The following is a 15,319-nucleotide window of genomic DNA, read 5'->3' as shown; positions in this document are numbered from 1 at the left end:
TAGTATTTATTAGTTACTGCATTTCTTTATAAACGGATTACGCTCTACAAAAAGAAAAAAACCTATCCATATAATGGATAGGTTTTTTGAATGAATCTAAAAATAAAAAGTTATTTTGTTGGTGACAATTCACTTTCAGTTACCCACTTATGATTAGTCACTTTGTCTCCGGAAGTAGAAGTATAATTAACCATATACACTGTTGTTTCTTCAGCCGAATCAATTTCAGCGGTTGCTCCTTCCATCCCCTCCATATGTTCAGCTGTTAGGACTACTTCTGTACCAGGTTCTAATGGTGCCGATTGTGGTTCTCCTAATTCTTCATGAATGACCCATTTATGATTCTCTACTCGTTCCCCACCAGTTGTAGGAGTATACGAAACAGTATAAACAGTTGTATCATAAGCACCGACAATCGTTGCTTCGGCACCTTTCATACCTTCCATATGATCTGTTTCAATAATAGCTTGACTACCTACTTCAAAAGTTGGATTTTCAGCTACTTTTAAGTTTTCAGGAACTTCACCTGATCCAGACATATCCATATTAGAATGTTCCATACCCTTACTTTCTTCCGTATTCATTTCTTTGTGCTCTTGTGTGTCCATCTCCGTTTCCTTTTCATCACCAGCACAAGCAGACAATGTAATTGCGATAGCGAACGAACCAAGACCCATAAATAATTTTTTTTTCATTGTTATCCTCCTCTAAACTCTAATAAATTTACAACAAGATACAGCTGTTGTTTTAAACAATCTTACACTGAAATTATGAAAAAATTGTGCAGACCAGTTACTGAAGATTCTAATACCTGAATTTTATCACTATGTAATTTGTCTTTATACTTTATTATTTCCCTATTTGTTTGAAAAAAAACTAGGACTTTAATTTAATCTTATTTCCCTACACTTGTTATATCTATGTAGCAAATAAGATAACTGTCCTTAACAATAAGCATCCAATCAATTCTTCCATACAAATAATTTTTTCATAAAAAAAGAGCAATGATTCTTGTGAAATCAACGCTCTTTTTGTATTAAATAATATCTATAATATTGGTTACTGTTAGATATTCACTTAAGGGTATTAAAGTCTAGAAAAAATTATATAAAAAACCACCTGATAGAGGCCCAGGATATCAATAGAAAAACGCTTGAAATAGCGAAGAAATACCAGATAAACTGTCTACTTTCTCGATTTTGCAGTTTTTTATAATCTTTATAAGAGATTTCCCCCATAGCGTACCTTAACCCATTTTCATTTGGTTCTACACTAATTTGTAATCCTTCATTGTTTTCTAAATTTACCATTGTTATTAATGATATTTCTTCTCCGATATTTTGCATTTGAAAATCTTGTATTCCAACATTTTTTTCACTAATAAAATCCAGACTTACTGGTTTGTATATAGTGTTTTTAATTATCTTATCACTTATGATAAGAGCTTGTTGTTCGATTACATTAGTTGAAAAGCACATAGTTTTCACCTCATAACTATTATATTCAAATTATGTTCCAAAGGTCTCTATTACGTAAAATAAAGGTGATTATTGTTTCAAAATTCTTTATTGTATGGAAAAACTTTAACTTTATTCGGAAGACTTTTAAATACCTTATAACAAACATATTAATAGTGCAACGTGAGGGATTATTCATTAATTAAAAATATGGAAGATTTAACTTAATATAAGTAGCTCCTTAGTGAAGTTTAATTCACACCACCTCAGATAAATAAAAATTAACCCACCGAAGTGGGTCAGATTAAAAGTTTTACTTTTCTAGTTTTACTCTTTGAAGTCGTAATGCATTTAGTACAACAGATACAGAACTAAATGCCATAGCTGCCCCTGCTACCCAAGGTGCAAGTAATCCGACTGCAGCAATCGGTATGCCTAACGTGTTATATGCGAATGCCCAAAAAAGATTTTGCTTAATATTTCTCATCGTCTTGTGGCTCATAATAATTGCATCCGCTATGCTGTTTAAGTCTCCTCTTATCAATGTTATATCTGCAGCTTCCATCGCAACGTCTGTTCCTGTTCCAATGGCCATCCCGATATCGGCGACTGCAAGAGCTGGAGCATCATTAATTCCATCTCCAACCATCGCTACTTTTTTTCCAGCTGCCTGAAGTTTTTTAACCTCTTCGGCTTTTCCTTCAGGAAGTACCTCAGCGATAACATGATCTATTCCAACCTCTTTACCAATCGCTTTAGCTGTACGTTGGTTATCACCAGTCATCATGATCACTTCAATATTCATATCACGTAAACGCTTGATGGCTTTCTTAGACGTTTCCTTGATTGTATCCGCAACCGCAATAAGCCCTGCATATTGACCGTCTATACTTGCCAGCATGGCTGTTTTTCCATTTGCCTCTAATTCTTCCATTATCGTTAGTATGGTAGAAATATCCACGTGATATTGGTTCATTAACTTTCGAGTTCCTACAAGAACATCTCTTTGATTAACTGTTGTTTTTACTCCATATCCAGGGATTGCTTCAAAATCTTGAACTGTATCGAGTAATATCCCTCTATTTTGAATTCCTTTCACAATCGCTTCTGCAAGTGGATGTTCGGATTGTTTCTCTGCTGTACCAACCAAAGAAAGAAACTCCTCTTCATTTACACCATCTGCAACAATTACATCGGTTAACTCTGGTTTACCATTCGTAACTGTTCCAGTTTTATCAACAACTACTGTATCAATATGATGCGTGGTTTCGAGGTGTTCTCCACCTTTAAACAGAATACCAAACTCAGCTGCCCGACCTGAACCTGCCATAATGGAGGTTGGTGTTGCAAGACCAAGGGCACATGGACAAGCAATAACAAGAACGGCAATCAGAGCTTCGAGTGCAGGAGTAACTTCTCCTGGGTTTACCCATATAATCCATACCAAAAAAGTAATAATGGCAATACCTATTACAATTGGAACGAATACGCCAGATATTTTATCTGCAAGCCTTTGAATTGGGGCTTTGGAGCCTTGAGCATCTTCCACTACTTTAATTATTTGAGAAAGAGCTGTGTCTCTTCCGATTTTCGTTGCTTTCATTCTAATAAAACCATTTTTATTAATTGTTGAACCAAATAAAGAATCACCAATCGTCTTATCGACTGGAATACTTTCACCAGTTAACATTGACTCGTCGACAGCAGAGTTTCCCTCCATTACCTCTCCATCAACCGGTATTTTTTCTCCTGGTTTTACTAAAATAATATCTCCGGTTACAACTTCTTCAAGAGGTATTTCTATTTCCTTTTCATCTCTTAGAACCAAGGCTGTTTTAGCTTGAAGTCCCATAAGCTTTTTAATAGCCTCAGACGAACGCCCCTTTGCTTTTGCTTCGAAAAGTTTACCTAATATAATTAGGGTAATCAGCACTGAGCTCGTTTCAAAGTACAATTGGGCGTTATGGTGCTCACCAATTGTAATGAAAGCCTGATAAACACTATAAAAGTAAGCTGCGGATGTACCCATAACAACTAGGACATCCATATTGGCACTCCCATTTCGCAATGCTTTATAAGCACTTACATAAAACTGTTTCCCAATGATAAATTGAACTGGTGTTGCCAAAGCCATTTGTACCCAGGGATTCATAAGAAACTCGGGCATGTAAATAAACGATGTAAAAGAAAAGTGACCAACCATAGACCACAATAAAGGAAGGGACAGGATTGCCGAGATAATAAATTTTTTCTTTTGCTTTTTAATAGCTTGCTCTCGGTAATCTATTGCTTCTTTTTCATCTTCTTTATTAATTGCCCCATATCCTAATTTCTCAACTCGCGCAATAATATCCGAAACATTAATCTGAGAAGGGTTATATTCAATAGTTGCATTTTCAAGCGCTAGATTAACGTTGGCAAATGAAACTCCCTCTAACTTGTTAAGACCTTTTTCAATTCTCGTAGCGCAGGCAGCACAGGTCATTCCTGTTATTGCAAACTCTTTATTTTCCTTTGCAATGCCATACCCTAGATCTTGAATTTTCTTTTCAAAATCTTGATTAGTCAATTTTTCAGGATCGTATTTAATCATAGACTTTTCAAGAGCCAAGTTTACGTTGGCTTGTTCTACGCCATCCATTTTTTTTAGGCCTTTTTCAATTCTTGTAGCACAGGCTGCACAGGTCATTCCTGTAATTTGTAGACTAGTTTCTTTTAATTCACTACTCATTTTGTTTACACCTCTCCTTTAAATACTACCAGGGGGTATAAGTGGAAGTAAGAAAGAGAGTGCCAAATAGCACTCTTACTCTATTATTTCACGTCATAACCTTGGTCATCAATTATTGCCTTAATTTTATCTATACTTACCTTTTCTGAATCAAAAGCTAAATCCACATGACATTCCACTCACATTCAATGTTACGTTTTCCATATTTTTCACTTCTCCTTTTCTATTATTATTAAAATCCTATACCATATGGGGGTATAAAATATGAAAAAAATGCTGTGATTTAAACACCACTCTACTTATTATATTTAGGCAACTACTGTATATCCTTTACCTTCGATGGTATCCGTAATTTGTTTAATATCTGTTTGCGAATCATTAAATTCTATATTTACTTTTCCTGTTTCTAATTGTACATTAACTTTCTCCACACCACTAAGTGCGCTAACGCTATTTTCAACAGATTTTACGCACCCACCACAAGTCATTCCTTGAACTTGTATAGTCACTTGATTTGTCATTTAAATCTCCTCCTCTTATTTTCTCATTAATTTTTGAATTGTTACTAATAATTCATCTAAAACCTCATCGTCACCTTCAGCTAATCTATCCACTACACAGCCTTTTAAATGTCCTTGTAAAAGTACTTTAGCTACACTATTTAGAGCGGACTGAGTTGCAGAAAGCTGTGTGATTATATCGTCACAATAGACGTCTTTGTCTACCATTCCTTTTATTCCTCGAATCTGACCTTCAATACGGTTTAATCGATTTGTTAAATCTTTTTTCACATGTTCAGGATGATGACTTTTTCTACAAGACACCTTAGATAATAACGTACCTTCTTCTATTACACTGTCCAAATAAGCAACCTCCTATCCTTATTTTTATAATACAGTACCCGCAGGGGGTATGTAAAGAGATATGTTTAATGATTTATTTAGATTTACTAAATTTTTATTTATCACTCTAAAATGCCTATTTCACTACAACCTGACCGACCATTCCAGATTCCTTATGTCCTGGGATAGTGCAAATATATTCGTAAATTCCTGTGCTAACAGGGATGAAATATAAGTTTTCTGTACTTTTAGGTTCGGCATGAAGATGTATAAGATTTTCTTTAGTCTCGTGATTATGTTTTAGGTCGTTATCGTTAAGAGTTGGGATTTTTATTTCAATATCATGCTCAATTTTGTCCAAATTTTCTAGAACAAGAGTGACTGGCTGATTTTTCTCTATAAATACCTCTGTTATTGAGTATTTCATATTTTTAGCTTGTATCGTAATAACTTGTGAATTTTTATTTGTATTATTCGCCTCATTATTTGTATGGTTCTGATGTTCTGATATAGAATCCTTAGATTTGGAACTTATTTGCTTTTCCGCTAAGGAAACACCTCCAATAAAATAAAAAATAATACTAATTGCCAGGATGACCGGCTTTAATAGCCATCTTTTATTTTGTATCTTTTGATTTTTCTTGTCTGGTAATAAGAAAAATAGAAAGATTGTGGTAATAGATAACAATAGAAATATTCTTATTAAAGCAATTGATTGTTCCTCGTTTATCATTTCTCCTAACATCGCACCCATCATACCACCCATCAAACCAGACATTACCCCTTCTAAAACAGATAATACCCCAAAATATCCGCCACATATTGAACCGGCTAACATTCCGATACCCATCGATAGAATTGTGGAGAGGAATAAGTCCCCTTGAAATGTTACTCCTAAGAGAATACCAGCAGTCAACCCAATATTCATACCAAAAAACATAGAAGTTATCATCCCTTGCATGGGATTAAATATACTTTTCGATATCCTCGCTAATATAAAAACTATTAAAGCTAACCCCACAAGCGACGCTAATATAAATATTTGATAATATCCCATCTTTCCACCCTTTTTATTAAACTGTAAGAATTGTTTCGGTATTCTATATATACTTTATACCCCTTTATGGTATGCGTTTTTTTAGAAAAAATTTAAAACACCACATTTTTTTATGACTATACTGTTCAGTGTACTTGTGAAGAGTGTCAGTATTCCCTTCAAAAGTTACCAAACTGCTACGCGTTAAAAAATAGATACAGTAAACGCTTTGGCACGTTTTCGTGCACAAAGCCTTTTACTATTTAGATTGGAGGTACACAGATGGAACCTTTAAGTAATTTATTAATTGAAGATAAACAAATAAAAAAGTTAGTAAAAGAGTTAGAGAATGATAGAGACCAATAGTTAATAACTAATAGGGTTGAAAAACGACAAAAAAGCCCCCGTCCATGAAAAAGGGACGAGAGCATACCCGCGTTGCCACCCTGATTAATTCAGTCATAGACGGAATCCACTTACTTTACTGTAACGCTTCTCAACTCCACGACTTACTAATAATTCGCCGCACAAGTGTTAATATCAACTTTCACCATGCGCTGATGCTCTAATGAACGTGATTGTTACAGCTTCCGAACATCATTTTTGATTCATGAAATTACTCGTACATTATTTTACGTGAACCTCATTTGCAAGACTTTCCTTCACCATTTCTATAAAGTATGTCATTATACGATGATCATCTGTTAATTCGGGATGAAAGGAGCATCCTAACAAATGACCTTGTTTTACCATCACGATTCTATCTCCATGTGTAGCAAGTATTTCAACGTTTTCCTCTACACTTACGATTTGAGGTGCTCGAATAAATACTGCCGGAAAGTCAGTTGCAACACCTTCAATATTTAAATCTATTTCAAAGCTATCAACCTGTCGACCGTAAGAATTACGTTCAACAATAGCATCAAGTTCACCTACATGTGAATAATCATACCCAACTAATTCTTTAGCAAGTAGGATCAAGCCTGCACATGTTCCAAACATCGGTTTACCATCTAATGCAAATTGTCTCAGTGGTTCAAGCATTTCAAATCGATCAATAAGCTTTCTCATAGCTGTACTTTCTCCTCCAGGGAGTATTAAACCTTCCACTAACGCTAAGTCCTCCACACTTTTTACCGTGATAGCCTTTGCCTCGCATGCTTCAATAGAATGAATATGCTCTCTAATAGCACCTTGCAGTGCTAAAACACCTATTTTAACCATATTACCACCCTCTATCTTGCATACGATCTCCAGCAGACAAACGAGAAATTTCAATTCCTTTCATTGGTATTCCCAAATCTTTAGAAATCTCTACAAGTAATTTATAATCTTGGAAATGTGTTGTTGCTTCTACAATAGCTTTCGCATATTTCTCTGGGTTTTCTGATTTGAAAATACCGGACCCAACAAATACGCCATCAGCCCCAAGTTCCATCATTAGAGCTGCATCTGCAGGTGTTGCTACTCCACCTGCCGCAAAGTTCACAACCGGTAATTTACCAGCATGCTTAATTTGTAATAAAACATCATACGGTGCACCTAAAATTTTAGCTTCCGTCATTAGTTCATCTTCGCTCATATGTACAATTTTACGAACCTGTGCATTTACCTTACGTAAATGACGCACTGCTTCTACAATGTTCCCTGTTCCAGGTTCTCCTTTGGTACGCAACATCGAAGCTCCTTCTCCAATTCGACGTGCTGCCTCCCCAAGATCCTTACATCCACAAACAAACGGTACTGTAAATTCACTTTTACGTAGATGATATTCCTCATCTGCTGGAGTCAGCACTTCTGATTCATCAATATAGTCAACGCCCATTGCTTCTAAAATACGCGCTTCTGTAATATGTCCAATTCGTGCTTTAGCCATTACTGGAATCGTTACTGCTCCCATTACCTCTTCCATAATGCGTGGATCTGCCATACGAGCTACTCCACCTGCTGCACGAATATCCGATGGTACTCGTTCTAATGCCATAACTGCAACTGCACCTGCCGCCTCAGCAATTCTTGCTTGCTCAGCATTAATAACGTCCATAATAACGCCACCCTTTTGCATTTCAGCCATTCCTCTTTTTACTCGATCTGTTCCTGTTAAATTAATTGTCATATTTATTTTCCCTCCATTATCTTTATAAGCTTAGTATAATAAAATTTGACCCTGCGAAAAGCGTCAGAATTAAAATAATTGAAGTGGTCAGATTAGAGGGAAGGATGGATTTTTAATGTTCTAGCTGGTATAAGAATCAAAAACTCCACTGTATGAACAATTATATCGTGCTATAAAAGAAGCAAATATAAACGGAAATTGAAGAAGATATTAAGCTTCCCTCTAAAAGTAAACTAGCTAATTATTTAACTAACTGTTTAACCCACCCTGTATTGACAGCTGAAACCGTCTTTTATCATCTCCCTATGTGAGGAAATAGATTATTCGGCATTAGTCCCCTGAGCCGGGATCAAACACTCCATAATAGAGAACTTTAAAAAGCTCATGTTGTTTGGCTGACATCCTCATTGAGTGATGTCAAAATTGTTTTGCTATTATAATATTGCATAATTAATGCATATTTATTGTATATACTAATTGCAAAACTATATAACGAGGCAGGTGGAACTTGAAGATGACTAATCACTCACATCATGAACACAATTCCAATAACCAAAAAGGACAAGGAGAACATGATAGTCATGGTGCTGATCAGACCCATGGCATTAAACAAACTCTTAATGGACATCATAATCACCATTCCCATATGGTGGAGGATTTTAAAAAACGTTTTTATATTTCATTAATTATTACGATTCCAATTTTAATACTGTCCCCAATGATTCAAATGTTCCTTGGGGTTGATTGGCGCTTTGAAGGTGATATGTATATACTGTTTGCGCTCTCTACTTTCATATTCTTTTATGGTGGTTGGCCATTTCTTGTGGGAGCAAAAGACGAACTAAAAAAACGTAACCCTGGGATGATGACACTAATTTCCTTGGCTATTAGCGTGGCGTATGTATATAGTACAGCTTCTGTATTTGGTTTTGCTGAAAATGATTTCTTCTGGGAATTGGCTACTCTTGTTGACATAATGTTACTTGGTCATTGGATTGAAATGAAATCTGTTATGGGTGCTTCGAAAGCTTTGGAGGAACTTGCTAAATTAATGCCTTCGGAAGCTCATCTTGTCGACGATGAAGGTAGAGTAACAGAAGTAGAAGTGGCTAGTTTAAAACAAGGAAATCGAGTTTTGGTCAAACCTGGCGAAAAAATACCTATAGACGGTAAAATAGTCGATGGAAAATCTACGATTGATGAATCCATGCTAACAGGTGAATCTGTCCCTATTGAAAAAGAAGCTAACCAAGAGGCTATTGGAGGATCAATTAATGGTGAAGGTGCACTTATTATTTCTGTAATGAAAACGGGAAATGAAACCTATCTTTCCCAAATTATTAGTTTAGTTAAAGAAGCACAGGAATCTAAGTCCCGCGCTCAAGACCTTGCAAATAGGGCTGCAAAGTGGTTATTTTACGGTGCCCTTGTAGCAGGCCTTGCAACATACTTCATTTGGATTTCTCTTGGTTATCCAGTTTCCTTTGCCATGGAAAGAATGGTTACGGTATTAATCATAGCTTGTCCTCATGCTTTAGGGCTTGCAGCACCTTTAGTGGTTGCAGTATCCACTTCGATTGCAGCCAAAAATGGCCTTCTGATTCGAAATCGTGCAGCCTTTGAAGGAGCTCGCAATATCGAAGCAGTCGTTTTTGATAAGACAGGAACTTTAACAAAAGGTGAATTTGGTGTAACAAATATAAGTACTTCAAAGGATTATAGTGAGAAAGATGTTATTTCATATGCAGCGTCGGTAGAAGTTCAGTCCCAACATCCACTAGCAAAAGGTATTATAAAAAAAGCAACGGAAATGGGTATTACACCTTTAAAATTAGGGAACTTTCAATCATTAACTGGAAAAGGCCTCCGAGGAACAGTGAACGGAAAACAAATCCTAGTGGTTAGTCCGGGATATATCAAAGAATTGAATTTAAATTATGACAAAGAACAATTTGACACGTGGTCTTCAGAGGGTAAGACAGTTGTTTTCACTTTGGTGGATAATAAGTACGCAGGTATGATCGCACTTTCAGATATCGTTCGCGAAACAGCAATTGAAGCCATTAATCAACTTAAAGAAATGAAAATTAAATCTATTATGCTAACAGGTGATAATGCTAAGGTTGCTCAATATGTCGGACAACAGTTAGGTATGAAAGAAATCTTTCCAGAGGTTCTTCCTCATCAAAAATCCGAAAAGATTGAACATATACAAAGGACAGACGGCCTTCTTACTGCAATGACGGGAGATGGTGTCAATGATGCGCCAGCTCTTGCAAAAGCTGATTTAGGAATTGCTGTAGGTGCAGGAACTGATGTTGCAATAGAAACTGCTGATGTCGTCCTTGTAAAAAGTAATCCGCTAGATGTAGTTAATATTATCAAGCTTTCAAGAGCTACTTACCGAAAAATGACACAAAACTTATGGTGGGCTGCAGGATATAATATTGTAGCAATTCCATTAGCAGCAGGATTCTTTTATAAATATGGAATTGTACTAAGTCCTGCATTTGGGGCGATCTTAATGTCTCTAAGTACAGTAATAGTTGCTATCAATGCGCGACTACTAAAGCTGTAGATGTGTTTTTCATAATAATTTATTTAAGCTCTAAGGAGAAGTAAATTCTTCTTGGAGTTTTTGCAAATTTAGTGAATAGGAAATAGTTTAATACTTCTTAACAAATCTATCGTTCCAAATTGCAAATCCTATTACAGCACCTAGCATGTTGAGAATCAAATCATCAATATCGAAACTTCCTCTTCTTGAAACCACTTGTGTTACCTCAATAAATAATAATAAAACAGTCATTGTAATTACATATATACGTATATTATTAATTCTTTTAATAATGAGCGGTAAAAAAATGCCCATAGGTAAAAACAAAATTAAATTACCACCAAGGTTTTTTAAAGGGATCTTAATATTCAAAGTTCCATGGGCTATAGAATGAATATATAGATTTATAGTTCTAAATGGTATAAAATTTGAAGACCAATTTATGTATTCCCCAAAAGATACCTCTGACAATCTATAACCTCTTGAATCAAAGAATAATATAAAAACTAATGCAAATAAATATAATATTAAACTAATACAAACTAAAGTATTTTTAGCAGTGTTCATTTCTTTCCTCCTGATAAACTTTCCTCATCAACACGAACTACTTCATATAACATGTATTTTAAATAAAAAATACATGGAGAGACCCATTAGACAGGCTCTTCCATGCAGTACTTTTAGACTAACTATTTAAGTATTATATAATCTAACTGCTTTTTACTACTAACAGGGAATAATTTTGTCTTCTTAATATTTGACAGCTCATTTGTAAATTATATCCCCCAATAAGTGATGGTATCAAAAAGTCCTATAACTACTAAAACGCCCCCCGCTATGCGTTGTATCAATCTTCCCATTTTCATGCTACGTTTCATAATTATTTTCTTAGCATCAAATAACCATATTAAAACAAATAAAAGGATTAGTGGAATCGACGTTGCAATTCCAAAGACAGCAGGTAATAAAAAACCATAGGAAGTTGATACAACAGTTGGCATAAGCCAGACAAAAAAGAGAACAAACATAGTTGGACAAAATGCGAGTGAAAAGCTTGCTCCCAACATAAAGGATCCCGGCTTTCCTTCCTTTAATGCCATAGGGATATACATTGTTAAACGATTAAGAAATCTAAGCTTAAAAATTCCTAAAAGTACAAGTCCAGTAATTACTAGTAGTGGACCAATTACTTTACGAAATAAAGGGAAATACTCTGTCATTTTAGTTTCAAATGATTGACCAAATATCCAAGCCAGCAACCCAATCAGACTAAATACTATAATCTTTCCTGCTATAAAGGATAGTATTTCTCCCCAATTATTTTTCATTTGAACAGTGCGATTTCCGTAAAATGTAATTGCACTCATATTTCCTGTCAGTTGGCATGGTGCCACAGCTCCAATCAAGCCGAGAAGGAGCGCAACTACAATTGGGGAATGTTCATAGGAGCGTAAGAAAACAGTAACTGGTTCACTAATTGTTTGACTAAATCTCGACATCAAACTATACATCCGTGAAACACCCTCCATCTTCTTATTCTGCTAACTCACCGTTAGAAGCAATCTGGTCCCAAGTTAGTCCTTCATCTTTTGTTATATAAATATTATTACTATTTGTAACTAATACAATCTCTTGTTGATTTTCAGGATTTACTGAGATAAAAGTGATTGGATCCATCTTCAATTCTTTTGGAAGTTGTACATTAATTTCTTCGTTACTCTCAAACAAGAAGGACTTAAGGTAGACGGTATTATTCTCAAAATTAGTATATAAACCTCCCGTTTCAGTCAATGTTACATAAGTGATCATTTTTGTATCATTCATTAACTTAAAGTTTTGGCCATAATCATTCGAAATAAATAATCCATCCTTACTACCGATTGTAATCAATTCTTTACGAGTGGGATGAGCCGACAAATTAGAAATATAATCGGAATTAAACCCATTCATAGCAGCTTTAGTCCATGAATCTCCTTCATTTAGAGAATAATGTAGACCTGCGTCCATTTCTTCAACTGGCATTTCATTTAACACGTAAATCGTACTTGAATCATAACCAGCTGCAAGGTAATGAAAATCAATCTCTCCGTAAAACGCTAATTGTTCGAAACTTGCTCCTTCATCTATGCTTTTAATAAGACCAAGAGGATTTTTATATTCAGAACCTTCTTCTGGATGACCACTTGAAAAGAATCCTTCTCTTACAGCTTGAAAGCCCATATAGTCATGTTTTTGACTATTTGCTTCTTTCCAACCATCCTTGGCATATTTATATAACCCAAGATGAGTTGCAATGACGACATCGCTTTCTCCATTTATATAACCTAAACCGTGTATATGATCAATTTTATTATTATTTACTCCCTCGAATGAGAAAACATCATTTTCATTTGAGTTACATGCAGATAGGACTAATATTAATACTAATAAACTGAATATAATTTTATATTTCTTCATTTCGACTTTTCTCCTTTAGCTCCATTTATATCCTATTCCCCATACAGTTTTAAGAAATTCATCAATAGGAAAGCCAGCATTTTTCAATTTCTCTCTTAAATTTCGAATATGTGAGTCCACTGTTCTCGTATCTGTATATGTGTCATACTCCCACGCAGCATGCAAAAGTTCTTCTCGTGTAAAAGTCTTTTTAGGGCGAGAAATTAATGCTTCCACGATATAAAACTCCTTCAATGTTAATGGTGAGATTAGACTATGATATTGCAAGGAATAAGTTTCTTTATCTAACTTAAAGTCTTCGTATGAAATCTTTTCTTCCTCTGTTTTGTGTTCAGAGAACCGTCGTAAAACGGCATTTACTCTAGCTACCAACTCTTTTTCATCGAAAGGTTTGGTAATATAATCGTCCGCCCCTGTGTTTAATCCTTTTACTAAATCCATCTTATCGGATCTAGCTGTAAGCATAATAATAGGTACATTTGAAAATTCACGTATCTTTCTACATACTTCCCATCCATCTACATCTGGCATCATAACGTCTAACAGGACAAGATTAACTTTCTCGTTTCTTAGTAACTCAATTGATTCCAGGCCATTTGTTTCTTTAATACATCTGAATCCAAGCGGTAGGAGAAACAATTCAATTAGATCTAACATCCTTTGCTCATCATCAACCAATAAAATTGTCCGCATATATTCTAAAAACCTCCTATTCAATTACTGCTAGACGAAATTCTAAATAAAGCTAAATCATTATGGTAAATGTACTTCCTTTGCCCAAGACACTTTGGACTTCAATGCTACCACCATGTGCTTCTACTAATTCCTTCACAACAGCAAGTCCAATTCCCGAACCACCAGATAAACGTGAGCGCGACTTTTCAACACGATATAACTTTTCAAAAATGAATTCAATTTCATCAGAGGGGATACCTCTTCCGAAATCAATTACGGAAATGATTGTTTTCTTTTCTTTTTTATGAACTTTCAGTGTAACCTGTGTATTTTCTTTAGAATATTTCAAGGCATTATCCAGTAAATTCAATACAATTTGCTCTAATCGTAGGGAATCAGCATGGACTTGAAAGTTGTCCCCACATGCAAAACTAAGCTTAATATTCTTCATCTCAAAAGAAGGTCCAACTAGTTTGATAATATTTTCAAAAAACGTTTGTGCCCAAAAATAATCTTTTGTCACAGTAAAAGTATTCTCATCCATTTTTGCTAAATCTAATAAATTTCTCACAAGTTCTTTCATTCGTTCTGACTCTTCAGCTATTATTGCAAGATACTGTTCTCGTTCTTCTATACTAATTTCTTTTCTCATGGCTACATTTGAATAACCAATTAAGTATGTTAAAGGAGTTCTTAGTTCATGAGCAACCGAGGCTAGAAACTCATTTCGCTCTGTTTTCATCCTTTCTAAATCATCAGCTAATTTTTGAATAGAACCTGACAAATCACCAAGTTCATCTTTACCGATGTATGGAAGACTCACTTCAAAATCCCCTTTGCTTAATTTCTCAGTGGCTTCCTTCATACGTATTAAAGGTCTTGTGAGAAGTCTAGATAGAGCTGTATAGACAATAAATAGAAGAAAAACACTCGTCCCACCAGCAATCCCAAAATGCATGTTTAACTTATCCACCAATTGTTCAATAGAACTTGTACTTTGAAACATGACAACATAGCCTGATTGGTTATTACTCCCTTTGTAAGGGTGTGCACTAATGATATATGGAGACTCTTCCCAATCCGAAATCAATACCTCATCGCTTCTCAAATCAAGATTCTTAATTAGAGGAAGAAATTCTGTTAAAGATGCATTGTTTTTGAAGGAGCTACTAATGATTCCACCTTTATTATCCGTAATGACAACTTCTCTATCTCCTCCTTTTTCCATCAATACGATATGTTTCATGGTTGTTTCGGAATAGTATTCTTCAAGTACTTCTCTATGATTTGATCCGTTTTTCAACAATAAAGAAAATTCTTCATCAATTCTTGTGTGAATAATATTTCTATGGAGATAAAAAATTAGAAATGTTTCCATTATCAATACAACAATAAAAAAGTAGGCTGTTAACTTTGTCGATATTCTATTCATTAGAGCATTCGATCCT

General features: G+C 35.1%; 14 protein-coding genes. 1 reads left to right on the top strand and 13 read right to left on the bottom strand.

From position 1 onward, the window contains the following. Nucleotides 1–110: 110 nt before the first annotated feature. The 8 genes from MKX96_RS01465 to pdxS all read right to left on the bottom strand — a co-directional run bounded on the left by MKX96_RS01465 (nucleotide 111) and on the right by pdxS (nucleotide 8,176). Entirely contained in the window at nucleotides 111–695 is a 585-nt protein-coding gene (locus MKX96_RS01465) for a YdhK family protein (RefSeq protein WP_277586686.1), read from the bottom strand. Nucleotides 696–1,103: 408 nt separating this feature from the next. Continuing rightward, on the bottom strand, nucleotides 1,104–1,478 hold the full coding sequence (locus MKX96_RS01460) for a hypothetical protein (RefSeq protein WP_340765981.1): 375 nt from the start codon (nucleotides 1,476–1,478) through the stop codon (nucleotides 1,104–1,106). Nucleotides 1,479–1,770: 292 nt separating this feature from the next. Then, nucleotides 1,771–4,188, bottom strand: a complete 2,418-nt coding sequence (locus MKX96_RS01455) for a heavy metal translocating P-type ATPase (protein WP_340765983.1) — start codon at nucleotides 4,186–4,188, stop codon at nucleotides 1,771–1,773. Nucleotides 4,189–4,496: 308 nt separating this feature from the next. Then, entirely contained in the window at nucleotides 4,497–4,709 is a 213-nt protein-coding gene (locus MKX96_RS01450; protein ID WP_277586689.1) for a copper ion binding protein, read from the bottom strand. 15 nt (nucleotides 4,710–4,724) lie between these two features. Next, nucleotides 4,725–5,051 (bottom strand): metal-sensing transcriptional repressor, encoded by a 327-nt coding sequence (locus tag MKX96_RS01445; protein ID WP_340765985.1) that lies wholly within the window; start codon nucleotides 5,049–5,051, stop codon nucleotides 4,725–4,727. A 115-nt stretch (nucleotides 5,052–5,166) separates the two neighbouring features. Next, nucleotides 5,167–5,970 carry a plastocyanin/azurin family copper-binding protein gene (locus tag MKX96_RS01440; RefSeq protein ID WP_340881437.1) on the bottom strand — a complete coding sequence of 268 codons (804 nt, stop codon included), beginning with the start codon at nucleotides 5,968–5,970 and terminating at the stop codon, nucleotides 5,167–5,169. A gap of 723 nt (nucleotides 5,971–6,693) precedes the next feature. Then, entirely contained in the window at nucleotides 6,694–7,290 is a 597-nt protein-coding gene (gene pdxT, locus MKX96_RS01435; protein ID WP_340765989.1) for a pyridoxal 5'-phosphate synthase glutaminase subunit PdxT, read from the bottom strand. A 1-nt stretch (nucleotide 7,291) separates the two neighbouring features. Continuing rightward, a complete protein-coding gene (gene pdxS / locus MKX96_RS01430; RefSeq protein ID WP_340766100.1) occupies nucleotides 7,292–8,176 on the bottom strand; it encodes a pyridoxal 5'-phosphate synthase lyase subunit PdxS in 885 nt (294 codons plus the stop codon). Between the two features lie 520 nt (nucleotides 8,177–8,696). Between pdxS and MKX96_RS01425 the strand changes: the two genes are divergently transcribed. Then, on the top strand, nucleotides 8,697–10,760 hold the full coding sequence (locus tag MKX96_RS01425) for a copper-translocating P-type ATPase (RefSeq protein ID WP_277586693.1): 2,064 nt from the start codon (nucleotides 8,697–8,699) through the stop codon (nucleotides 10,758–10,760). Between the two features lie 87 nt (nucleotides 10,761–10,847). On the opposite strand, the gene MKX96_RS01420 is transcribed toward MKX96_RS01425, so the two are convergent. From MKX96_RS01420 to MKX96_RS01400, 5 genes are all read right to left on the bottom strand, one after another. Next, complete coding sequence (locus MKX96_RS01420; RefSeq protein WP_340765993.1) at nucleotides 10,848–11,306, bottom strand: VanZ family protein; 459 nt, start codon at nucleotides 11,304–11,306, stop codon at nucleotides 10,848–10,850. Nucleotides 11,307–11,515: 209 nt separating this feature from the next. Then, the gene (locus MKX96_RS01415) at nucleotides 11,516–12,250 is read right to left on the bottom strand and encodes an urease accessory protein UreH domain-containing protein (protein WP_277586695.1); all 735 of its coding nucleotides are present in this window, start codon (nucleotides 12,248–12,250) and stop codon (nucleotides 11,516–11,518) included. Nucleotides 12,251–12,272: 22 nt separating this feature from the next. Further along, a complete protein-coding gene (locus MKX96_RS01410; protein ID WP_340765996.1) occupies nucleotides 12,273–13,196 on the bottom strand; it encodes a F510_1955 family glycosylhydrolase in 924 nt (307 codons plus the stop codon). Between the two features lie 15 nt (nucleotides 13,197–13,211). Further along, nucleotides 13,212–13,889: a response regulator transcription factor gene (locus tag MKX96_RS01405; protein ID WP_277586697.1), complete on the bottom strand. Its 678-nt coding sequence runs from the start codon at nucleotides 13,887–13,889 to the stop codon at nucleotides 13,212–13,214. Nucleotides 13,890–13,941: 52 nt separating this feature from the next. After that, entirely contained in the window at nucleotides 13,942–15,303 is a 1,362-nt protein-coding gene (locus MKX96_RS01400; protein ID WP_340765999.1) for a HAMP domain-containing sensor histidine kinase, read from the bottom strand. Nucleotides 15,304–15,319 lie beyond the last annotated feature (16 nt).

It is taken from the genome of Psychrobacillus sp. FSL W7-1493 (assembly GCF_038004905.1).
Classification (GTDB): Bacteria; Bacillota; Bacilli; order Bacillales_A; family Planococcaceae; genus Psychrobacillus.
This window is presented reverse-complemented; position numbering and strand designations above follow the sequence as displayed.